A 22,994-nucleotide genomic window follows, 5' to 3' on the forward strand; every position below is an offset into this window, starting at 1 on the left:
TTTTATTGATATGTCATAACGGATTCACGATCGCTTACCAAGATTGCGAGCTTTTCCGCCCTTTGAGATTGGCTTGCGTATGCAGACACCTGTTCATTTTTCCGCACACAAGAAAACATTCGTGCTTCGTGCCGTCGCCCTGGCAACAATATTGACTTTGGCTGGCTGTGGCGGCGGTGACGGTGGCAATCAAGACCAGCTGGCCGAGTACGTGATTCCTGGCCCGCCTGCAGGGCTGGGCACAGAGACGATCAACGTCACAGCGCAAGCGGCGACCAGCATGCCGGTGTCGCGCACCGATGTACCCAGATACCGCGAAGATGCCACCGTCTTCAACTCCGGCAGGCATGATGCAACGGCCAATGGCAACAACTCCTGCTACGCCGATCACACCACCAACAGCACGCTGCGCATTCTTTCGGGCTTCCTCGATATCTGGGAGCCTTCCGAGCGAAAGATGAACGGCTTCAAGAAATCCGATTTCACTGGCATCTTTGCGCCTGGCGCGACCACACCGGATACCAACGTCGCCGGAAAGCAGGGGTGTGAGGCTTTCGCTCTGACCACGTGGAACGGTGTCTGGCATGTGCTTACAGCAGACAACACCAATAGCACGCCAGGCCAGGCTCCGGTTGCAGGGACCACGGGAACGATCAAGAAGAGCGAGCTATTCCTGCAGAATATGGCGTACTCGTCCAAGCTGACCACGCAAACGATCTACACCGATGCGCAAAAGGAAGAGATCAAGCTGGACGACACCGGCAACAAGGTCACGCGCACGGTCATGGGCGGCTCGCTGGGGCCGCTGGGCCAGGCCTGGGATGATCTGGCAAAGAATCCCAGCTCAGGCTGGGGTGATACCAATATCCAGACCAACCCCGAGTTCGGAGCGGTGCTTCAGTTCGTTGACAACGCCACAGTCGGCAATATTGCTTCAGACAATGGGCCCAAAGGCTTTTACAAATTCGCCCGTCCGTATCGCTGGTCGGCTGCAGACAGCAGGCTGCCTGTCGTCAAAGTGCTGCCGGAGCTGATGTCGCGCCGCGCCGCAGGTGACGATGCCGCTGCGGCACAGGTCAAGGCTCAGCAGGACTCCGATTTCCCCAGCGGCCATACGGCCGAATTCGTGCGCTATTCAATGGCTATTGCCTATATGGCGCCGCAGCGTTTCCATGAAGCCCTGGCGCGCGGGCTTGAGGCTGGTGAGAACCGCATTCGTGCGGGCATGCACTCGGCGCTGGGCGTCATGGGCGGGCGCATGCTGGGCTCGTCCGTATGGATGCCCTTTCTGAAGGGCGCTGGCGATCGAGGTCTGAGCTATACCGAAGCACAGCGTCAGCTCGTGTTTCAGCAAGCACAAGCGCAGTTGCGAAGCAAACTGGGTGTGAATACCGGCGTGGAGCTTTGGATCGTTGCGCACTCGGCCAAGCCCGGCGAAGACCGCTTTGCGGATTTCGCGACCACCAAGGCGGAATATCTCAGGCGGCTGACATTCGGTTTTGCACAAGACAAGGCCAAGGCTGGCAAGCCTGCCGTTGTACCCAAAGGAATGGAAACCCTGCTGGAGACCCGCTTCCCCTATCTGACGGTTGACCAGCGGCGAGCCGTGCTCAAAACCACGGCCATCGATTCCGGCTACCCAGTGCTTGACGATGAAGAAGGCTTTGGACGGCTGAACCTGTTCGATGCGGCCAGCGGCTACGGCAGGCTGGAGGCAGATGTGACCGTCACCATGAACGACAGCATTGAAGGCTTCTGTGCTTCGGGCTTCTGCACTTTTGACCGTTGGCGCAACGACATCAGCGGCGCGGGCAAGCTGACCAAGCGCGGAAACGGCACTCTGGCATTGACAGGCGCCAATACATATAGTGGCGGCACCGTGGTTTCCGCGGGCACCTTGCGTGCGGACTCTTCCTCCGCGATAGGCACCGGCGCGATATACATCGATGGTGGTACTTTGGCGACCAATGGGGAGCAGCTCAAGGTGAGCGGCTCTTACACCCAGAAGTCGGGGGAGTTGAACTTGGCGCTGTCCAGCAGCACTGCAGGTACGTTGGCTGTGGCCGACCACGCTGCGCTGGCCGGTACTTTGAACGTGAGCTTCATCAGTGGCTACACCCCCAAGGCAGGTGACAAGATTGTGGTGTTGACCGCCAAAGGCGTGCACAACAAGTTCACCAGTGTGGTGGTGGATGGTTTTGCAAAGTCCTCTGCGAGCTATGGCGACACCAGTGTGACCATCACATTGGCCAGTTGATCGGGCTTGGGGTAGAAGGCCTGCGCGATCTCGTGGCGCAGGCCTTTTTGCGTTTGCAAAAGAGGCCCGCACTTCCAGGATGCAATGACGCAGCAGCCTTCCCGGGTCGTGGCCGCGGTTCATCCATATGACGAAATTTCGACCAGTGGTCTGCTCGAAAGCAATGGCCTTGCTATTTGCAGATGCGAGGAGGTGAGCTGCCGAGGTGATTTCTACAAAGCCTCTGCAGTCGTTGGCCAGCTACCTCAATCCAACGACGCAATCCCTTGATAATACTAATTACATTGTGTTGCGATTTGCGCTAAGCGAGTGACGCAGCAAGCTGCTTTGCCGGATCGGCCCCCATTTCATGTATTGGAGTGGCTGCTTTGCCGGCTATTTACTTTTATATGGAATGGATGGAAGCGATGAGATTGACCAAGCTGAACATTGGTGCCCGACTGGGCCTGGGGTTCGCAGTGGTGTTGGCATTTGCTGTGGTGATCACGGTTATCGGCATCTGGCAGCTGCACTCGGTGGGCAAGGCCACGCAGCAGATGATGCAGGAGCCGCTGACCAAGGAGCGCCTGATCAGCGACTGGAACAGCAATGTCAGCGTGGCCGTGGCTCGCACCACGGCCATCGCCAAGAGCAGCGACGCAAGTCTGGTGCAGTTTCTGGCGGCGGATGCGGCCGCCACTACCAAGAGCACGGCCAATGTGCTCAAGCAGATCGAGCCCCTGATCACCCAACCTGCGGAGCGCGAGATCCTGGACAGGATCATGCAGGTGCGCAAGACCTATCTCGCTAGCCGAGACAAGGTCAGTCAGCTCAAGGCCGAAGGCATGGCCGAAGAGGCTGAGTCCACGCTCATCAACAGCTATGTGCCCGCCGCCCAGGGATATCTGAAGCTGCTCGGAGAGCTGCTGAACCTGCAGCGCGCCAGCCTCGATGCCAAGGCGGCGGAGGTGGAGCAGATCGAAAGCAACAGCAAGACGTACTTCCTGGTTCTGGCCTTGCTGGCTCTGGCCATCGGCACTGTCAGCGCATGGCGTCTTACGCAAGGCATCACTGCTCCGCTCAAGCATGCTGTCGGCGTGGCCCGCCGCGTGGCCGATGGTGATCTCACAGCACAGATCCATGTGAGCAGCAGCGATGAAACCGGGCAACTCATGCAGGCCTTGCACGATATGAATACCAGCCTGGACAGGCTGGTGGGACAGGTGCGTCAGGGCACGGACAGCATTGCCACAGCGTCGGGCCAGATTGCAGCGGGCAACCATGACCTGTCAGCGCGCACGGAAGAGCAGGCCAGTTCCCTGCAGCAGACCGCTGCCTCCATGGAGCAGCTCACTTCCACCGTCAAGCAAAATGCCGATAACGCCAGTCAGGCCAATCAGCTGGCGCTGTCGGCCTCCGATGTGGCTGTCAAGGGAGGCATGGTGGTGTCGCAAGTGGTGGAGACCATGGGCGCCATCAGCCACTCATCGCGCAAGATTTCCGACATCATCGGCGTGATCGACAGCATTGCCTTTCAGACCAATATCCTGGCGCTGAACGCCGCCGTGGAAGCGGCACGCGCCGGTGAGCAAGGCCGCGGCTTTGCCGTCGTGGCGTCGGAAGTGCGCTCCCTGGCCGGCCGCAGCGCAGAAGCAGCCAAGGAAATCAAGCTGCTGATTCAGGCCTCGGTCACCAAGGTGGAGGAGGGCAGTGCGCAGGTCAGCCAGGCTGGCCAGACCATGGATGAAATCGTCAGCAGCGTGCAGCGCGTGACGGACATCATGGGTGAGATCACTGCCGCCAGCCATGAGCAGACCAGCGGCATCGAGCAGATCAACCGCGCAGTGGCCGAGATGGATCTGGTGACCCAGCAGAATGCGGCCCTGGTGGAAGAGTCCACCGCTGCTGCGCAATCCATGCAGCAGCAGACCAGCGACCTGTCGCGGATGGTCAGCGTCTTCCGCCTCAAGAACGTCTGATTCTGCAGAGCAACCGGGACCGAAGCCGACGGGCTTACCTGCGGCAGTGCAGGAGGCTGTATGCCTTCTGGCTGCCGCCGATCCCTGGCATGCAAAACATGGCTGGAACAATCCAGCACCATCTCGCCTGAAAGCATGCATGAGTCTTTCAATATGGGCAGTCCAGCAGATTTCTGGTTGCGGTACTGGAGACAGCGAGTCCTCCGGGAGGCCGGGCAGCAAGACGCGCCAAAGCAGTCAGAAAGCCCAGCGGCAGCAATTGAGCAAAAAACAGAGCCTGCTTACGGCGGTGGATGCTGCGGCAGCAAACCGGTTGCTGTCGTTCGAGACCCTGCAGTTCATGTCAGCTTTTCCTGAAGCCTCTCATTCTGGACAGGTCTATTGAACATTTCAGGCCGGCTGCTGCTGTGTGGTGCAGTGAATGCCGCCACCGCCTGCTGCGATTGCGTCAATGTTGAGTTGCACGATGTCGCGTCCGGGAAATTGCTCACGCAGGATCGCTTTCGTGTTGCGATCGGCTTGCACATCACCAAATTCAGGGCATAGCACCGCGCCATTGCATACATAGAAGTTGATGTAGCCGGCAGCAAAGTCCTTGTTCTCATACTGCGGCCGAACATGGTCAGGTCCTGGCATGGTCACAACTGCTAGCGGAAGACCACGTGCGTCCGTGGCTTTGCGCAGGATGTCGAGATGGCGACGTGTGACCGCATGCTCAGGCGACGATGAATCGCTTTCGAAACCGGCCACCACCACGCCAGGAGCGCAGAAGCGGGCATAAAAGTCGGTATGGCCATCGGTAATGTCTTGACCCGCAATACCTGGCAACCAGATGACTTTCTCGATACCGAGCACTCGGCGCAGCTCTTTTTCGCATTGCGCCTTGCCTACGCCAGGGTTGCGGTTGGCGTTGAGAACGCAGCTTTCCGTGATGATGGCCGTGCCGCGGCCATCGACTTCGATACCGCCCCCTTCCAGAACGAGGGAGCTTTCAAGAATGGGAACACCCGCGCGCCCGGCGACGAAGCCGGCCACCAGCGCATCGTCCTCGTAGTCCTGCTTTTCACCCCAACCATTGAAATTGAAGTTCACACCGGCTAACGCTCCGCCAACCCCTTTCACGAAGACCGGCCCCGTGTCGCGCATCCAGAGGTCGTCGATGGGGTGCACCACCAGCTTGACCTTATTGCCGCACAACCGCGCCGCAAGATCGTAGTCTTCCTCGTTGACAAGCATGTGAACGGGTTCAACACTGGCAATCGCTTGTGCGATGCGTACCAAGTTTGCCTGCGCGCCCGATTTCAGACGTTTGCCCCACACATCATCATTGGCGCCAAAGGCCATCCAGGTGGCAGAGTGGCGCTCCCCTTCGTCAGGCATGCGCCAGCTACCGGCTGCCAGAGCTGGCAATCCATGCATGCCAGCGGCTGTGCTGGCTGTCAGGCCAATAGCGGCATTCAGGAAATGTCGTCGTTGCATATGGCTCACCCGGTCTTAGATGATTTCCTGTTGCGTGGTGCAATGAATGCCACCGCCGCCGGCAGCGATAGGGTCGATATTGATCTGGATCACTGCGCGTCCTGGGTACAGCTGCGCATATATTTCCTTGGCAATCGAATCAGCTTTCGCATCCCCGAATTCGGGCAAGAAAATGGCGCGGCTGCTTGCATAGTAGTTGATGTAGCCAGCGGCGAAAGTGTCCGGATTATTTCCCGGGCGAATCTGGCCGGGTCCATCAACAACGGCGATTTTTAGCGGCTGATTGTCGATATCGGTGGCACTTCGCAAGATATCCAGGTGCTGCCTGGTCAGCGCATACTCATAGGAGTCAGGGTTCATGTCGCGGTGAGCAACCACCACGCCGGGACGTACAAAGCGAGCATAGAAGTCCGTGTGGGCATCAGTGATGTCCTTGTTCTTGATGCCGGGCAACCAGATGACCTTGCGAATACCCAGCAAACGGCGTAACTCTGCTTCGCAATCGGCCTTGCTCCAGCCTGGATTGCGATTGCTGTTCAGCACACAGCTTTCCGTGATGATGGCCGTTCCCTTGCCGTCAACCTCCAATGCTCCACCTTCAAGGACCAGGCGTGTGGCAAGCAGCGGCAATTTCACATAGGCACTTACCATATCGGCGACCAGGCCGTCATGGTCAAACTGCTGTTTTTTCCCCCAGCCATTGAAATTGAATTTCACACACGCTCGCTCGCCATTGGGCTTGCGTACAAAGACGGGGCCAGTGTCGCGCATCCATAAATCGTCAAGTTTGGCGGGAATAAGCGTGACACGCGGATCAAGCAACTGCCGCGCAGTTTCCAATTCACTTTGGCGAACCAGCATGTTGACGGGTTCGTAGGCTGCAATGGCGTTGGCGATACGCGCCAGTGCCAGTTGAACCTGCGGTACTTGCGCACGTGTCCAGATCGCGCTCGAGGCGCCATACGCCATCCATGTCGCCTTGTGTGCTTCGGCCTCGTCGGGCATAAGCCAGTCCTGGCCCTGATTGCTGGTGCTGCCGTTGTCCAAGGGCGGAGTGGCCGGGTTTGTGTCTGGACCGCTATCACTACCTCCGCCACACGCTGCAAGCAAACCCAACAACGCCATCGTGCCGCCACCCGACGCGCAGCTACGCATGAAATATCGACGTGTACTCATCACTCATCCTTATCAATCAAAAGAATCAATGCGAGGAAATTGCCACCGCATTGCAATGGACGGCATTGTGGTAGGAGTGTCGTATGAGGACAAGTGATATGATTTTGTTAAATGTATTAAGTTTTCTCATATGTCAGAGCATCGCATTCCTTCTCTGAAGTTGTTAATGGGGTTTGAGGCTGCAGCCCGACATGGCAGTTTCTCGCGTGCGGCTGACGAACTGCATGTGACACAGTCGGCAATCAGCCATCAGGTGCAGCAGTTAGAAGAGCAGGTCATGCAGCCGTTGTTCCGGCGGGCAGGGCGGGGGGTGGAACTAACCGTCGCAGGTGAAGTGCTGCTGCGCAGCGTTCAACGTACACTGACCGTTTTGCGCAGTGGCCTTGGAAGAATCGCCACTTATCTGGATCCGGGATTGGTGGTGCTGGTATGCCCGGCACCCTTGCTACATGGCTGGCTGCAGCCAAGATTGCGAGAACTGCAAGCTCAACTGCCCGAGCTATGTCTGCTGCTGTCCGTGGATGAGAGTGCCCGTTTTGTCGACGAAATTGATGTCGATATCGCTATCGGAAACAGGCCTCTTTTGCAGCCTGGCTTGCAGGAAATACCACTATTTCAGGATGAATGGGTACTCGTAGCGAACACCGATCTGGCACGGAAGTTAGCTGTAGTGCCGCAGACACAGCACCATTTGCATGCGGATTTGATATGTCTGGAAGAGAGTCTGACAAGTGACGTAACTGCTCAGCTGTTCCTGGGGCCGCTAGCACGCTTCAGGAAGCGAGCCATTTATGACGACGCTCGCCTCTTGACCGAGGCTGTTCTGGAAGGAGGCTGTATTGCTTGTCTACCGCGTCTATTGGTAGACGCCAGCCTCGCACGTGGTCAATTGCAAATACTTCCGGAATATCCGCGCTTGCCTGGCTCTACCTGGTGGTTGTCGGGGATGGAGAAGCAGGCGCGTTCGCAAATTGTCCTGCAGGTATTCAATTGGCTACGTGTGCAGAGTACTGAGCTTCATTCCTAGGCCCGGGGCATTCGAGATTTGATACATCCGTTCATTTTTTGATGACGCTCCACAATGAAGCCGTCACTGAGTCCGAGTGCGTTGATGACTTATTTTGGTCGTGCGTAGACAAGCAGATACGAATGAGCTCCGGCGCGAAGTCGAGAATCGGCGGCCTGCCCTTGCCTTCGTTTACCGGCTGCGTACTTGAGTCAGCAACTGCTTGCAGTTCACATCGTCGTCAGCGGCAGGCACGGTCAGTGGTACCAGAGCCAGTGCCGCTGGCGCAAAAACGGCAGCAGCCACTGCAGCACCGGCACGGGCCGCCAAGGGTCCTGGCTCCAGGCCGACATCGGGTTTGGCAAAGCTGCCGCGCACATAAAGCGGTGTGCGCAGTGAGAAGAACTTCCACTTCAGCGATTCCGGGACGATGCGCAGATTGAGCTGTTCCTGCGCCAGGTTGATCTCGCCCGTGGCTTCAACAACGGCCTCAGTCGTGGCCAGCTTGGCCATGCGCGGGCGGGCCATGCCTTGTTGCACATTGAAGTCGGCCACGGCACAGCGCAGCTGCACTTCCTTGTCGCTGCCAAACAGCTTGGCGATGACGATGGAGCCTACGTTCAGTCCCGCGAGGTCCAGCAGCTGCGAACTGAAAGTGCCGTCGCGCACAAACAGGCGTAGCGAGCCATTGCCTGTGCCCAGCCACTGTGCCAGTGACTCGCCTTGTCCGGTGAGCGCGACTGCGCCATCGAGCCGGCCCAGGCTTTTCTTCATCTTTTCAATCGTGGGAAACAGAGCGGAGAGCTTGAGCGACTGCACCTGTGCGTTGAGTTTGGCAGCAACTGGCTTGGCGTGGCTGTCCACGCTGGCGTCGATATTCAGCGTGCCTTCGGCAAGGCCGAACTTCAGCGGCGAGAGAGTGAGTCTGCCGTTGTCCAGCAGCGCATGCACGCTGAGGTTTTGCAGGGGCAGAGCTTCGGGCCGCAGGATATGGCTGCTTTCATAGCGCAGGTCGAGATCCATCTTGTCCCAGTTCTCGGTCTGGAACCGAACTTGCGGCAGTACCTTGCCGTTGACGGGCTGGGGCTTGTCGGTGCTGCCGGACGGGGCTGCGCCTATGACTGGGCCCAGATCCACCAGTCGCAGTTGTTTGGAGCGCAACTGTGCCGTCAGCTTTGGCCGGGGCTGGGCGGAGCGGTATTGGAGGTCGCCGCTCAAATCACTCTGACCTAGCTTGCCCTGAAACTTTTCGTATTGCCAGACGGCCTTGCCTGGCGCTAGGCTGCCGATCAGACGGCCGTTGGTCTCGAACGGCGGAGTGGCGGGCAGCAGCAAGCCGCTGAGTTCGAACAGGTCGGCCATGCTCTTGCCGCGCACCTGAACTTGAAAGTCCAGTCCGTCCAGTGTCTTGGGATTGTCGAGAATCCCCTCGGCAAATGCTTGCAGGCTGCCGACCTTGGCTGAAATGCGCAGCGGAAAGCGCAGTCTGTCCTGGCGCAGATCCAGTACAGGGCCCGCCAGACCCTGGGCCTGAATTTGCGCGCGGCTCTTGCCTTGGTGCAGATAGCCAGCGAGGCCAAAGCGCACGCCATAAGGCTGATCGGCACTGACCGGTCTGCGCAGCGTGTCGATACGGGCGCGCACGGCCATGTTCTTGACGGCGTCGGACCAGCCCAGAACGCCGTCGCTGATGCGCAACTGGCCCATTTCAAAACTCCACTTCGGGCCGCTGCTTGCCGGCTTGTCGAAAGTCCAGTTGTTCTCGCCCTTGTCGTTGCGGGCCAGCACCAGGTCGGGGGCCTGCAAAAGCAGGCTGTCAAGCTGTACATGCCGGCCCAATAGCGGCCAAAGGCGCAGGCTGGCCGTGGCATTTGCTGCGGTGATCATGGTGCGCGCATCGCGTTCGGGCGGTTGGCGGCCGGCATCGGCTATGGCGTCGTCGTCATCTACGCTTGTCTTTTTTTCGTTCACTGCCTGGCCTTGCTCGGACAGGCCAGCGGAGTTGAGTTCCTTGGGCGCCGCAGGCAATACCGGCTGCTTGCCATCGGATTTTTCAGGTGCTTGATGAACCAGCCAGCCTTCTGGCTGCGAGAGTGTCAGGTCACTGGCATGTACCACCACGCCGGGCACCCAGTGGCGCCAGCCCGTATCGAGAGGCTGTGGCCAGGTCCACTGCAGCTGCAGGTCACCCTTGATGGCAAAGTCTCGGCCCGTGGACGTGCTGACTTTTTCATTGATCCATGGCCTGAGCTTGTTCCAGTCCATGAAGGCAATCAGCAGTGCCGCAGCCAGAATCAAGGCCAGCAGCAGCGCCATCGCACTGGCTGCCCAGCGCAGCCAGTGGCGCGTCAGGCGAGGATGTGCAGGATTGGATTCAGAGGCTGAAGTGCTGGCGTTATCGACCATAGCGGTTGCATCCTTTTTGCCACATGCTATTACGCATAGGTGTACTGCCTCGTCATCCAATTGCCTGACGCACGCAGGTCCGTATGCTATGAGTTCAGAAATTGCCACCGGTCGAGGAAACGGTGGAGCAGCTCGAAGCCTCCTGGTGTTGTGGGCGCAACCGTCTGAAGCAATGGCTCCAGCGCATCAAGAAAGGCAGCTCCATTGCGCAAGAGACTTCAGTATCGACTTTCTGGCGCTTGTGCTTCTCCAGCGCACCGTGTCAGTGCGGTCAAACGGCAAGATTGCCGATGGACCAGGAAACACCAGTATCAAAGTTTGCCTTCAACTCGTCCGCAGCATGTTCCAGCTCGGTTAGAAACATCTCCATGGCCGCCGCCATCGCGTAGCCGGTGCGCTGATAGGCGCAGCTGTGCAGCAGCGCTCCGGCATCGTGCAGCGCACGCCAGCTCAGGCGCTCGGCTGCCACGTCTTCCGCCACATTGTCCGGCAGCATGAAGGCCAGTGCCTGGCCGCTTGCCACCAGGCGCCGGGCCATGGGGATGCTGCTGGTTTGCACCAGCGGCAGGGTCCGGCTCAGCGCACCGTCGCCCAGACGCTCCAGCATGCTGCGCAACTCCATGTCGGGAGTCATCATGATCAGCGGATAGGCTAGGCAGTCACGCAGACGCAGCAGTCGCGGCCGCATGCGCAGAGGGTGATCCGGAGCCATCACCACACCCAGGGGCTGTGCCCAGGAGCGCATCTCCTCGACACCGGCAGGAGGCGTTCGGCGCAGGCAATAGGCCACATCGATCTCGCCTTGCGCCACATGACGCAGAAGCTCTTCACCGATGCCGGCACGCACGCTGAAGGTGATGTCGGGATAGCGGTGATGCATGGCCGCAATCACCTGGGGCACGAGGTATTCGGCCGTCGCGTGCGGCACTCCCACGCTGACATGCCCGTGCCGCAAGGCATTCAGGTCTTCGACCTGGGCCAGGGCATTGTCAAAGTCTCGCTGGCTGCGCCTGACTGCTGCCAGCACGATCTCGCCGGCCACCGTCAGCTGCATGCCTCTGGGCAGTCGGTCGAACAGTGGCTGACCCACCTGCGCTTCGAGATTGAGGATCTGCTGGTTGACCGCTGCCGCGGTCAGGTGCAGCGTTGCCGAGGCCTTGCGCACCGAACCCCGGCGCGCCACCTCGTCAAAGCATCGAAAAGCCTGAGAAATTGCTGGCATGTCCTGAGTGTAAATTTTTTTCTGACGCCTCTTAAAAAACAAACAGCTATTCCTGACGCTCTTGAACTTCTAGAGTGGCAGCCATCAATCCCTTCTGACACAGAAAGAACCCCATGGCTACCACCGTTGACCAGGTCACCCAACGCCGACGCGGCACAGGTCTTATCGCTCATGACAGCGCTCTGAGCGCCGGCGGCTACACATTGATCGCCCCCCAGACGGCCGACGGGCATGTCTATCTCATAGATATCCAGGGGCAGGTGGCTCATGAGTGGAAGCTGCCCGTGCGCGCCGGTCGCCATGCGGTCATCCTGCCTAACGGCAATCTGGGCTACAACGGCAACCACCGTGAATCGCCGGACCTCTATGCGCCATGGTCCATGTGGCACGGCGGCGATTTTTATGAGGTCAGACTCGACGGGGAGGTGGTCTGGCGCTATGAAGATCCGGCTCATCACCATGATGCACAGTGGTTGCCCAATGGCCATTTGCTCTACGCTGCTTGCGCCCCTGTGCCCCAGGGCTTTGCAGAACGCGTGCCGGGCGGCAGCTCCCAAGGGCCGGACGAGGTGATGTACGGCGATGTGATCCGGGAAGTGGACCGCACAGGTCGATTGGTCTGGGAGTGGAAGGCCTGGGAGCATCTGGAGCCCGAGCACTTTCCCATTCACCCCGGTTTTGGCCGCTATCACTGGCCGTTGGTCAACGGCCTTGGGCTTGCTGTCGATGGAACGGTGCTCATGAGCCTGCGCACGACCTCGGGAATCATTGGCGTGGACAAGGCCAGTGGCAGCGTGAAGCTGCATATCCCGCCATCGGTTGTCTCGCACCAGCATGCCCCAGTTCCGCTGGCAAACGGCCATATCCTGACCTTTGATAACGGCAACTTCCGCCAGGGAGCCCATGTGGCTTTCTCGCGTGTGCTGGAAATAGATCCTGTCTCCACCAAGATCGTGTGGAGCTATCAGGATGAGATGGTCAATGCCTTCTACACCGCCTTCATGGGCAGCGCTCAGCGGCTGTGGAACGGCAACACGCACATCACGGAGTCAGCCACCGGGCGCCTGTTTGAAGTGACACCGCAAGGCGAGGTGGTCTGGGAGTTCATCCTGCCCTGGTTTGGCGAGTATCCCGATGCCGCTGCACGACGCACAGGTCCGGGCCGCTTGAACACGGTGTTCCAGACATGGCGCTACCAGGCAGAGCAACTGCCTTGGCTGTCCCGCTGAGCCATTCCAGTTCCAGCAGAAAGATCATCATGCAAATACGACGCAGACAGTTTGCAGCCTGGGCGCTGGGCGCTCCGCTGCTGCAGCAGCTATCACTGGCAAGCCAGGCGGCTGCCCAGCCCTGGCCTGTCCAGGCACTGACGGTGGTGGTTCCCTTCGCGCCCGGAGGCAGTGTGGATGTGGCCGCCAGGCTGGTGATGCCGCGTCTGGCAGAGCGCCTGGGCCAGCCCGTGATCATCGAGAACATGGTCGGCGCATCGGGGACTATTGCAACGCAGCGTGTCATCAAGGCCAGGCCCGATGGCTACACCTTGCTCTTCGGTGTGGCCAGCTCGGTGCTGGTCGCGCCCATGATCTCGCCGACCAAGTTTCGCTACGACGGTCTGCATGAGTTGAAACCCGTGGCACCCGTGGCCTCTTCGGTGTTTGCGCTGGTCGCCCGCCCGGGCCTGACTGCCGCCACTGCCGACGAGCTCATCCAGCTCGCACGCCAGAGCCCGGGGCGGCTGACCCTGGGCACCGACGGCGTGGGCACCAGCCTGCATCTGACGGGGGAGCTCATTCAGCAAATGTCCGGTATAGATCTGGTACATGTTCCCTACAGGTCTGGTCCGCAGGTGCTGACCGAGCTTGCAGGTGGTCAGATCGACCTTGCCGTGCTGCCTGTTGCGCTGGCTCAGCCGTTTGTCCTGGAGGGCAAAGTCAAGGCATTGGGCGTGACATCCCGCCAGCGTCTGGCCACCTTGCCTCAAGCGCCAAGCCTTTCGGAGACGTCGGCCCTTCGTAATCTGGAAGTCGAGGCCTGGCAAGGCTTGCTGGCTCCCGCGCATACGGATGCCCGTATCGTCAAGCGTCTGGCCGATGAAATCGCGATCCTGCAAGCGGACCCCGAGATGGCCAGAAAACTAACGGAAGCCGGCTTCAAGCCCATGCGCATGGGGCATCCTCAGTTCCTGGCCTATCTGGAGCAGGAGAAAAGAGTTCTGGAGAACACGATTCGCAAAGCCAATATCCGAACGGATTAGCATTAGTCGGCGCGAAGTCGCAACACTGTCTGACTAGGGCACAGACTGTCGCTGATCTGGTCGCAGTTGTGGTCGGCGCATCCAAGATGCTCCGAGCTCAAGCGCAATGGCGTGCTAGATGGAGCAGCTGCTTAGCAGACGCGCCGCTTCGATGGCGCGGCTCATGACGCCATGAACGCCAGCAATCGGGCCAGCCACTAAAATCCCGCGCCATGCATAACTCCCACGATCCCAAGGTTCTGCCTGTGCGCGATGGCGTCAGCCCTAGCTGTGTGGTGTTGCCCTCCCAGGGAGGGGGGCTGCTGATCGACTTCCTGTGCGACCGCCTGCCCGCCGTCGGGCGCGCAGGCTGGCTGCGCCGCATGGCTGCCGGTCAAGTGGTCAGCGAAACGGGGGGCATAGCCGGTCCGGACGCCGCATTCATGCCAGGGCTGCGCTATTACTACTATCGCGAATTGGAGGGCGAGCCAGAGATGCCGTTTGCGGCGGAAGTCATCCATCGCGATGCGCATCTGCTCGTCGCCGACAAGCCACATTTTCTGCCTGTGGTGCCGGCTGGCCAGTATCTGCAGAACACGCTGCTGGTCAGACTCAAGCGCGAGCTCGATCTGCCCGAGCTGTCGCCGATTCATCGCATCGACCGCGACACAGCGGGGCTGGTGGTGTTTTCGGTGCAGCGCTCCACACGCGGCATCTATCAAGGGCTGTTCAGGGACAGGGCCATTCACAAAGTCTACGAGGCCGTGGCGCCGTACCGTGCTGAGTTGAGCTTTCCGCGCGAGCACGCGAGCCGCCTGGAGGAGAGCGGGCATTTCTTTCGCATGCATGAGGTGGCGGGCGAGCCCAACAGCCGCACCCTGATGGAAGTCATTGAGCACAACAGCACCTGGGCGCGCTACCGGCTCAGTCCGGTTTCGGGCAAGCGCCATCAGCTGCGTGTGCATATGGCGGCGCTGGGCCTGCCGCTCAGGGGCGATGCCTTCTATCCCGTGGTCAATGACCCGGAGCCGGGCGACTATTCCAGGCCCTTACAGCTGTTGGCGCGCAGCGTGGCCTTCGATGATCCCCTGACTGGACAACGGCGCGAGTTCACCAGCCGGCGCAGCCTGCAGGCGCTGCCGCGCGACTGAGCGCAGTCTTTCCCGACCCTTGCCAGGGCAGGGGAAACGCCGAGCGCTGCAATTTATCGGACAAAACTGTCCGATAATTGGCGCCATGTCCACCACCCGCCCTCCATCCGCCGAACGCCGCGCCCAGTTGCTGGACGCGGCCGATGCCGTGTTTGCCGAGCATGGCGTGACCGCTCCCTTGGATCTCATCGTCGAGCGTGCCCAGGTAGGCCGCGCCACGCTGTATCGCCAGTTTCCGGACCGTCGCGCCATCATGCTGGCGCTGCTGGAGCGCTCGGTCGAGAAGACCCGGGCCGCCGCAGCCGCCTGGCACGACGACGACCAGGCCTTTTTCAAGCTGCTGGCTCTGGTGGGAGAGCGCATCGCTGTCTCCGCCACGCTGGTGGACTACTGGCGTACGGTGGACCAGAGCGACGCAGAAGTCATTTATGCGCGCCAGCAGATGTGGCTGGTGTTCGAGGAGCCCATGAAGCGTGCGGTGGCCAAGGGCCTGTGCAAGCAGGCCTTGAATGCCAAGGATCTGTCCCTGGTGTTCGGCATGCTGGGCGGTGCCCTGCGCGGCGAAACGCCTGCCCAGCGCAAACAACTGGCACGTCGCGCCCTGCAAATCATTCTGGATGGAATCAAGGCCTGAGGTTTATGAGTCAAGCTGCAGCACAGGCCACTGGGGCTCAAGCCAATCAAGAAGGCCCGAAACCTTCCAGCAGCCAGGCTTCAGCTCCTCCAGCCATTGCGCAAGGGCCCGTCATTCTGCTGCGCCGCCCGCCGGACTGGGCCGAGCATGAGAAGCCCGCGCTGCCGGGCTCGCCGGCCATGCCCCATCACGAGCCCTGGGTCCGCGTCTGCTATGGGCTGATTGCAGTCCTGGTCGGACTGACCGGTGGCCTTGGCAATGCCTTGTTCACTGCCAATCTGCCAACGATTCAGGGACAGCTCGGGCTGACCTCGGTCGAGGCCGCCTGGCTGACGGGCGCCTACGTCATGTTCAATATGACGGCCAATCTGCTGGTCTACAAATTCCGCCAGCAGTTCGGCATGCGCCTGTTCACCGAGATCGGTCTGGGCTGCTACGCCGCACTCAGCGTGCTGCATCTGTTGCTGGGCAGCTATGACAGCCTGATTCTGCTGCGCGCGGCCAGCGGCCTGGCTGCCGCGACTTGCTCGTCGCTGAGCACGCTCTACATGCTGCAGGCTGCACCACGCACCTATGTGCTCAAGATGCTGGTGATCGGCGTGGGCGTGGGCCAGCTGGCGACGCCGCTGGCCTGGATTCTGTCGCCGGGTCTGCTCTACAACAGCGAGTGGCACAACCTCTATCTGTTTGAAGCCGGCCTGGCGCTGATGTCCTTTGCCGCCGTGGTGCTGCTCAAGCTGCCTTCGGGCTTGTACATCAGGACCTTCGAGAAGCTGGACTTCGTCACCTTCAGCCTGATGGTGCCGGGCCTGGGCCTGTTGATTGCCGTACTGGTCCAGGGCTACTCGCGTTGGTGGTTCGATACGCCGGGGCTGGCCTGGATGCTGGTGGCAGCGATCGCGCTGCTCAGCGCAGCGCTTTACATCGAGCACCATCGCGCCAACCCCATGTTCCACACGCGCTGGTTCGCGCAGATGCCGACGATTCGTTTTGTGATCGGTGCCATCTTGCTGCGTTTTCTCACGGCCGAGCAAAGCTATGGCGTGGTGGGGCTGATGCGCACGCTGGGCATGACATCCGATCAGATGCAGCCACTGTTCATGGTAATTCTGCTTGGAACGCTTATAGGTGTTTCGTTGTCTGCTATCACTTTCGGTGTTCCCAATATGGGCAAGCAGATTGTGGTGGCGATTGCGCTGTTTGCCGTGGCAGCGTTTCTCGATCACCACCGCAGCAGCGTGGATCGTCCTTCGGACTTTTTCTTCAGCCAGTTTCTGCTGGCGGTGGGTTCGGGCGTCTTCATGGGCCCGCTGATGCTGACGGGCATCATCCAGGGCCTGAAGTTCGGCGCCAACCATATGCTCACCGCCGTAGTCACCATTTCCATGACCCAGGCCATGGGCGGTTTGCTGGGTTCGGCCTTGTTGAGCACTTACCAAACCTACCGTGAACAGATCTACTCCGTGGCCCTGGTGGCGCAGATAGACCCGACCGACCCCGTGGTGGCCGAACGGCTCAAGATACAGAACCAGATCTACGGCAAGGTTACGCCTGATCCCGCCATGCGCGCCAACCAGGGAACGCTGCAGCTGTCGCAAATCGTGCGGCGCGAAGCCAATGTGCGTGCCTATAACGATGTGTTTGCGTTGACGGCCGCCATCGCCTTGTTGTATCTGCTCTGGAGCCTGGGAGCCTCGGCGCGCGTGCGCCAGGCTGCCGCCATGGTGCGCGCCATGACACGGCAAAGCGGCAACCAGGTAGCGGCAGCCGCTGGGACCGACGGCACACCCCAGCGCGCACCTTCGGTGGCGCCGGTTGCAGAGCCTGAGGCAGCAAGCGCTCATGAGTCCGATGCATCGCAGCGTGTCACGGTGCTGGTGCAGCCCACGGCCACCGATGCCTATGGTGATGTGGAAGAGGGCGCTCAGACCGAGTCCGCCAGTCCGGCGCGGACCGTGGTGATCGAAGGTGCGCAGGCCCGGCGCCTTGCCGCCGCCGCGCAGGCCGCCGAGACCCGCGAGCGGGCCGTGCTGGCCAGCCGTGACCCCCTTCAGGACAATGCCCAGGCGCTCGAACTTGAGGCCGAGCTGGAGCAGGAAATCGACATGGACACCCGCAGCAGCCCTGCGGCCGCTGATGGCGGCCGGGATGGCTCCGGCCCCGAAGGCAAGGAACTCAAACCGATAACAGCAAGAGATTGAGCATGAGCGACAGTCAACAACCCCATTCCCCCGCTGCCTCTGCGGCGACAGCTGCCCCTTCACCCGCTGCAGCCTTGCCTCCCACGCCAAAGAAGATCAAGCCTTCTTTGCGCAGCGTGCTCATCATGCTGGTGGTGGCCTTGGCAGGCATGCTGCTCGTGCTTCGGGCCTGGAATCTCTGGCCCTTCAACAGCTCGGTGGTGACCACGGACAATGCCTATGTGCGCGGCGCCGTCACCGTGCTGGCACCGCAGGTCAATGGCTACGTGACCGAGGTGCTGGTCAAGGATTACGAGCAGGTCAAGGCCGGCCAGCCGCTGGTGCGCATCGACAGCCGCAGCTATGAAGCGGCCGTCGCCCAGGCACAGGCACAACTGGCCAATGCCCAGGCCCAGCTGAGCAATTCCGAACAGACACAGGCCCAGAACCGTGCCACGCTGAGCGCCAGCCGCGCAGGTCTGGCTGCCGTGGAGGCAGAGGCCCAGCGTTCGCAGGCGGAGCTCAAGCGTGTGCAGGAGCTGGCCGAGCGCGGCTCCGTGTCTCTGAACGAACGCGACAAGGTGCGTGCTACCTCGCGTCTGGCCGCGACCAATGTGGCCAAGGCCCAGGCCGACATCGCGATCAATCAGGAAAAGATCAAGGCCACGACCGTGGGCCGTGACTCTCTCAAAGCCCAAGTGCAGATGGCCGAGGCGCTGCTGCGCCAGGCCCAGATCAATCTGGACAACACCGTGGTCCATGCGCCCAGCGACGGACAGGTCAGCGAGGTATCGGTACGCAAGGGCCAGTACGTGGCCGCTGGTACGCAACTGATGTATGTGGTGCCGCCTACTTACTGGGTGGTGGCCAACTACAAGGAAACCCAGACCGCCCGGGTGCAGATCGGCCAGCTCGTGAGCTTCAGCGTGGATGCGTTGGGCGGCTTGCGCCTCAAGGGCCATGTGCTGGAGATTGCGCCGGCCACGGGTTCGGAGTTCAGCGTGCTCAAGGCCGACAACGCCACAGGCAATTTCACCAAGGTCGTCCAGCGTCTGCCCATCAAGATAGCCATCGACGAGGGCCAGGCCGATGCCGCGCGCCTGCGCCCCGGCATGTCGGTCATCGTGCGCCTCGATACTGCACAAAAAGTAGGGCATTCAGCGAAGACAACACAAGCGATTGAGGCCGATTTGGCTCAAAAATCTCAAGCGCCCGCAGTTTCCGCATCCGAACAGGCCAAGCCATGAAGAACGCCCTTCATACCGTGCGTGCCTTGCCCCTGGCGCTTGCATTGCTGATGGCCGGCTGCAGCGTGCCCAGTCAGACCCGGGCCCCAGACAGCGCTCAGCCTGCGGTGCCGGCCAGCTGGAGCACGGATCAGGCCGTAAGCGATGCCGATGCTGTCCAGGCCGGCTGGTGGCAGGCTTTTGGTGATGCGCAGCTGAGCCGCTGGGTGGAGCTGGCGCTTGCGCGCAACAACGATGTACTCACTGCCATGGCCCGGGTGGAGGAGGCACGCGCGAATCTCGATGTGACGGGTTCTGCCGCTGCACCGCAGCTGTCGCTCAGCGCACCGGGCTCGGCCAACCGCAGCCTGAGCGCGCGAACCGGCCAGATGGTGCATGTGCGCTCGGCCCAGCCCGTGTTGCAAGCGAGTTGGGAGCTGGATCTCTGGGACCGCCTGGGCAGTCTGAGCCGGGCTGCCGATCAGCGCTTGCAGGCCAGCCAGGCGGATCGCGATGCGGTACGTCTGACGGTGGCCGCGACCGTGGCGCAGGCCTATATCGCTCTGCGCTCGCTGCAGGCCCAGCTGGCCGTGGCCGAGGACACGGTGAAGTCGCGCGAGGACGCGGTGCGTCTGCTCACCGATCAGGTGCGTGTGGGTTATATCTCGCGGCTGCAGCAAAGCCAGGCGCTGGCCGAGCTGGAGAGCGTGCGGCAATCGGTGCAGCAGCTGTCTCTGGCGCTGCAGCGCCAGCGCATAGCGCTGATGCAGCTGGTGGGCGGCAGCGGTGATGACCAGGCACAGGGCTTGGCACGCTCCACCTTGAGCGACCATGCTAGGCTCGAGTCCATGAGCTTGCCCGCCATGCCTGCACCTGGCTTGCCGTCGGGCTTGCTGGAGCGCCGCCCCGATATTGCGCGGGCCCAGCTGCTGTTGGCGGCCAGCGACAGCAATCTTGCGGCACAGCGCGCGGCCTTTTTGCCCCAGGTGAGCCTGAGTGCGAACTTCGGCAGCCTGTTCATCAACGCGCTGGATTACAACCCGGCCCGAGTCTGGTCGCTGGGCGGCAGCATTCTGGCGCCACTGTTCAACGGCGGTCGCCTGCAGGGCCAGTTCGATGCGGCCTCTGCCCAGCGCGATCAGGCGGCCTATGCCTATCGCGGCGTGGTCATCAAGGCTTTTGGCGACGTGGAAACAGCTCTGGTCAGCTCCCAGCAACTGCAAGCGCAGTGGGAGCATGCCAAGGAACGCGAAAAAGTGCTGGGTCGTACCCTGGGCTTTGCCAAGGATCGCTATGAGGCCGGCTACGCCAGTTATCTGGAGGAACTGGATGCCCAGCGCAATCTGTTTGCCGTGCAGCAGGAAGTGCTGCGCCTGCGTCAGAGCCAGCTGGAGAACGCCGTGGCCCTGTACCAGGCGCTAGGCGGCGGCTGGCAAGCCGGCGGCTCGGCCCGGTTGCAACCCTGAAGTCCGGCATGGAAGCTCCTGAAATATGAGCTGCTTACGCTTTGCAGCAAAAGGTTTCAGGGTGTCTTGAAATAATACCAGAGGCCGGTTGCAGCCAGTGCCAGTACCAGCAGCCACAGAAATCCGCCCTGGCCTCGGGGGACTTCGCCGGGCGCGGTTGCCGTGGACTGAGAGCTGGTTTGCGCGCTGGCCCGCACCGATTGCCGTTGCAGGATCTGCCAGTCCAGCGCAATGCCATCCATGGCCGCATCGATATGGTCCTTGGCCTGGGCCAGACCCAGGCCTGTGGCCTCGCGCAGCAGCTTGATGGCTTCGAGCTTGTTGCCGCGTGCCATGGCGTCTTCCACCTTGGCCCTGGTCGCAGTGGGCACTGCGTTCTCGCCGGACATCAACGCCCCTATGGCTTCTGCATGATCGCCGCTCACGGTGACGTTGGTGATGGTCTTGCCATTGATGGTGGTGGTGGTGGTCTTGATGGAGGTAAAGGAGCTGCCGGGCGCGGTGTCGGCCCTATTCAGCTGGTCCAGCAGCAAAGTGGCATCATTCATGCCCAGTTTTTCCACCTGCTCGCGCAACTGCTGCACCGCTTGCGTCTGTTCTGCTGCACCATGCTGGACAAAGTCCGGATCGTCGCTGGCTTCCAGCAGGTCTTTGGCCTCCTTGAGCCCCAGCCCGCCTTGCTCGCGCAGCTGTTTGATTGCTTCGATCTTGTGACCGCTTTGCCAGTGCTTGAGGATCTCGGGCGGAATCTGTGTGGGCATGAGTTGCTCTTTATGTTTGTGGCTGTTGAACCTGGCGTCAGCCGCAGTCCACCTGCAGGTGGCTGAAGTCCCTGGTGCGCAGCCTGGCATCCTCGATGAAGGCCATGAGCCGTGCGCCGTCCTGCCAGCACCAGTGGAATTCCTCGTGCGACTGCAGCGTCAGTAGCGAGCGCCAGTGCGAGTTGCCGGGGCATTCCTCGGCCTCGGGTGTGGGGTCGTAGCCCAGACTGTCCCAGGAGGGGCGGCCCAGCAGATAGTCGCGAGGCAGATCGCCGCTTTCTTCAAGTCCATGGAGCCAGTCCTGGATTTCATCGAACTCCACTGGCCAGTCCTTGCGCAGCTCCTCGTGACGAGGAAGATCGACGCCGTTTTCAAAATGCAGCGCACGGCTGCCCGTGACCCACCGGTGGGGAGCCTGGATCTCACGCATGCCGCTGATATCCGGCCAGTAGAACGCCTTGAGATAGTCCTGGTCGCGCCAGAAGATGGCGTCGTCCTCGTCAAAGCCGTAGAACAGCGATAGCAGGCCGCTGGGCGGCAGCTCTGCTGGGCGACCGGGGCCGTCGGGGAGCTCGGCAAAGTTGATCTGTCCGACAAACAGGTAGTGGCCGTCCGGATGCTCGGGCCAGTCAAAGCCCGCAGGCACCACGGGCAGGCCACCAAAGCGGCTTTGCAGGGGCTCGCCCATGGTGGGGCCCAGGCGAACGGCGACGGCGGGTTGGGCCAGATTCAGGAAGTATTGCTTGTGCGCCTTCAGCAGTGGCGAGGCATCCAGGTGGTTTTCCAGCGTTGTGAGGTCCATGAAGCTTGGTGCATTGAGTTTGCAGGCCATTCTGGCCCAGACAGCGACCTGGCCTCGCCAGAGACCGTCCGCTAGATGCAACAAAACGTCTGTTCGTGGTCTTCCTGGAGTCTGATGCTTTCAAATTCATAGCTGAATGTGCAAGTATGCATTGGACTTGAGGCGAAATCGGTTCAGGGTTTCCAAGGGGCTGTTGCACGAAACCGTAACCGGCCTGTCCAGCTGATCGGTCCATGCCTTGTAGGTGCGCAGTGCCATGGCATGCAGCGGGCCTATGTGTTGCGGCAGTCGGGCCAGGATCTCGGCCTCGCTTTGCACGGCCGGGCCCTGGGCCTGCAGCAGCTCGTCATGGCCCGCGCCGCACCATTGACGTACGCTGTCTGCGGTCACTTCCAGATGGCCTTGAAACGCCCATTGCCGGCCATGCACAAAGCCCTTGTTCAAACAATGCTGTCCGTACATGGTGCGCCTGGCGGCCGCGGGGATGTCAAAGCTGTCGTAATGCCAGTTGAAGATGGTGGCTTGCGCTGGCAGGCTCATCAGTTGCTGGGCGCTGGGGGTGATGCGGACTTCGCTCCAGCCGATATTCGGACAGGGGTTGCGCCAGACGCCTGCGCCCATGGCGCGGGCCAGCATTTGTGCGCCAAAGCAGTGTCCTAGCACGGGGATGTCGTGCTGCAATGCACTTTGCAGCAGGCAGCGTTCCTCATCGATCCAGTGCAGCTGCTCGTTGGCGCAATGGTTGCTGCCCAGCACGATGATGCCGCGATAGTCGCGCGCATTGGCCGGGGATGCGCCTTCTGCACAGGGATCTATCAGCACATGGGCAATGTCTTGTTGGCGCAGATGGTCGAGCAGGATGCCGGGGCCTTGCGATGCTTCGTGCTGGAGGATGGCGACAGGCTTCATGGGAGGTGGGCTTGAAGGGCAAGCCGGTTGTGGTGAAGCCTTGAATCTAGGAATTAAGGCCTCAAGCCCTTGTATGGAATGTAGCTGTTGCTATCAAGATTGCATAAAGAAGGACCGCTCGGTCCGGC

18 protein-coding genes are annotated in these 22,994 nt (G+C 60.9%); 11 read left to right on the forward strand and 7 right to left on the reverse strand.

What is annotated here, in order from left to right:
* Positions 1 to 121 precede the first annotated feature (121 nt).
* From P353_RS30210 to P353_RS25730, 3 genes are all read left to right on the forward strand, one after another.
* Complete coding sequence (locus P353_RS30210) at positions 122 to 2,257, forward strand: autotransporter-associated beta strand repeat-containing protein (protein ID WP_269799982.1); 2,136 nt, start codon at positions 122 to 124, stop codon at positions 2,255 to 2,257.
* Positions 2,258 to 2,664: 407 nt separating this feature from the next.
* The gene (locus tag P353_RS25725; RefSeq protein WP_034375923.1) at positions 2,665 to 4,215 is read left to right on the forward strand and encodes a methyl-accepting chemotaxis protein; all 1,551 of its coding nucleotides are present in this window, start codon (positions 2,665 to 2,667) and stop codon (positions 4,213 to 4,215) included.
* A gap of 139 nt (positions 4,216 to 4,354) precedes the next feature.
* A complete protein-coding gene (locus P353_RS25730; protein ID WP_034375926.1) occupies positions 4,355 to 4,600 on the forward strand; it encodes a hypothetical protein in 246 nt (81 codons plus the stop codon).
* 5 nt (positions 4,601 to 4,605) lie between these two features.
* Here the strand turns inward: P353_RS25730 and P353_RS25735 are convergent, their stop codons facing one another.
* Both P353_RS25735 and P353_RS25740 read right to left on the reverse strand, forming a co-directional pair.
* Positions 4,606 to 5,703, reverse strand: coding sequence for an agmatine deiminase family protein (locus P353_RS25735; protein ID WP_034375929.1), 1,098 nt, complete (start codon positions 5,701 to 5,703; stop codon positions 4,606 to 4,608).
* Between the two features lie 6 nt (positions 5,704 to 5,709).
* Positions 5,710 to 6,870, reverse strand: coding sequence for an agmatine deiminase family protein (locus tag P353_RS25740; RefSeq protein ID WP_232776921.1), 1,161 nt, complete (start codon positions 6,868 to 6,870; stop codon positions 5,710 to 5,712).
* A gap of 130 nt (positions 6,871 to 7,000) precedes the next feature.
* Here P353_RS25740 and P353_RS25745 point away from each other — a divergent pair, with 130 nt between their 5' ends.
* Complete coding sequence (locus P353_RS25745) at positions 7,001 to 7,897, forward strand: LysR family transcriptional regulator (RefSeq protein ID WP_034375934.1); 897 nt, start codon at positions 7,001 to 7,003, stop codon at positions 7,895 to 7,897.
* A 171-nt stretch (positions 7,898 to 8,068) separates the two neighbouring features.
* Here the strand turns inward: P353_RS25745 and P353_RS25750 are convergent, their stop codons facing one another.
* Both P353_RS25750 and P353_RS25755 read right to left on the reverse strand, forming a co-directional pair.
* Entirely contained in the window at positions 8,069 to 10,282 is a 2,214-nt protein-coding gene (locus P353_RS25750) for an AsmA family protein (protein ID WP_034375935.1), read from the reverse strand.
* Positions 10,283 to 10,553: 271 nt separating this feature from the next.
* The gene (locus P353_RS25755) at positions 10,554 to 11,504 is read right to left on the reverse strand and encodes a LysR family transcriptional regulator (RefSeq protein WP_034375938.1); all 951 of its coding nucleotides are present in this window, start codon (positions 11,502 to 11,504) and stop codon (positions 10,554 to 10,556) included.
* A 113-nt stretch (positions 11,505 to 11,617) separates the two neighbouring features.
* Between P353_RS25755 and P353_RS25760 the strand changes: the two genes are divergently transcribed.
* The 7 genes from P353_RS25760 (at position 11,618) to P353_RS25790 (ending at position 20,394) form a co-directional block, all read left to right on the forward strand.
* Positions 11,618 to 12,733 (forward strand): aryl-sulfate sulfotransferase, encoded by a 1,116-nt coding sequence (locus tag P353_RS25760; RefSeq protein WP_034375941.1) that lies wholly within the window; start codon positions 11,618 to 11,620, stop codon positions 12,731 to 12,733.
* Between the two features lie 29 nt (positions 12,734 to 12,762).
* Positions 12,763 to 13,758, forward strand: coding sequence for a Bug family tripartite tricarboxylate transporter substrate binding protein (locus P353_RS25765; RefSeq protein WP_034376182.1), 996 nt, complete (start codon positions 12,763 to 12,765; stop codon positions 13,756 to 13,758).
* Positions 13,759 to 13,970: 212 nt separating this feature from the next.
* Positions 13,971 to 14,888, forward strand: coding sequence for a pseudouridine synthase (locus P353_RS25770; RefSeq protein WP_034375943.1), 918 nt, complete (start codon positions 13,971 to 13,973; stop codon positions 14,886 to 14,888).
* An 85-nt stretch (positions 14,889 to 14,973) separates the two neighbouring features.
* Complete coding sequence (locus P353_RS25775; protein ID WP_034375945.1) at positions 14,974 to 15,522, forward strand: TetR/AcrR family transcriptional regulator; 549 nt, start codon at positions 14,974 to 14,976, stop codon at positions 15,520 to 15,522.
* A gap of 5 nt (positions 15,523 to 15,527) precedes the next feature.
* A complete protein-coding gene (locus P353_RS25780) occupies positions 15,528 to 17,723 on the forward strand; it encodes an MFS transporter (protein ID WP_113707762.1) in 2,196 nt (731 codons plus the stop codon).
* A gap of 2 nt (positions 17,724 to 17,725) precedes the next feature.
* The gene (locus P353_RS25785; protein WP_034375947.1) at positions 17,726 to 18,949 is read left to right on the forward strand and encodes an HlyD family secretion protein; all 1,224 of its coding nucleotides are present in this window, start codon (positions 17,726 to 17,728) and stop codon (positions 18,947 to 18,949) included.
* Positions 18,946 to 20,394, forward strand: a complete 1,449-nt coding sequence (locus P353_RS25790) for an efflux transporter outer membrane subunit (protein WP_034375950.1) — start codon at positions 18,946 to 18,948, stop codon at positions 20,392 to 20,394. The genes P353_RS25785 and P353_RS25790 overlap by 4 nt, the downstream gene beginning before the upstream one ends.
* Before the next feature lie 56 nt (positions 20,395 to 20,450).
* On the opposite strand, the gene P353_RS25795 is transcribed toward P353_RS25790, so the two are convergent.
* From P353_RS25795 to P353_RS25805, 3 genes are all read right to left on the reverse strand, one after another.
* The gene (locus tag P353_RS25795) at positions 20,451 to 21,155 is read right to left on the reverse strand and encodes a ribosomal protein L7/L12 (RefSeq protein ID WP_034375951.1); all 705 of its coding nucleotides are present in this window, start codon (positions 21,153 to 21,155) and stop codon (positions 20,451 to 20,453) included.
* A 37-nt stretch (positions 21,156 to 21,192) separates the two neighbouring features.
* Positions 21,193 to 21,957: a YwqG family protein gene (locus P353_RS25800; RefSeq protein WP_034375954.1), complete on the reverse strand. Its 765-nt coding sequence runs from the start codon at positions 21,955 to 21,957 to the stop codon at positions 21,193 to 21,195.
* Between the two features lie 126 nt (positions 21,958 to 22,083).
* Positions 22,084 to 22,866: a type 1 glutamine amidotransferase gene (locus P353_RS25805; RefSeq protein ID WP_034375956.1), complete on the reverse strand. Its 783-nt coding sequence runs from the start codon at positions 22,864 to 22,866 to the stop codon at positions 22,084 to 22,086.
* Positions 22,867 to 22,994: the final 128 nt, after the last annotated feature.

Source organism: Comamonas testosteroni (assembly GCF_000761245.1).
Lineage (GTDB): Bacteria > Pseudomonadota > Gammaproteobacteria > Burkholderiales > Burkholderiaceae_C > Comamonas > Comamonas testosteroni_C.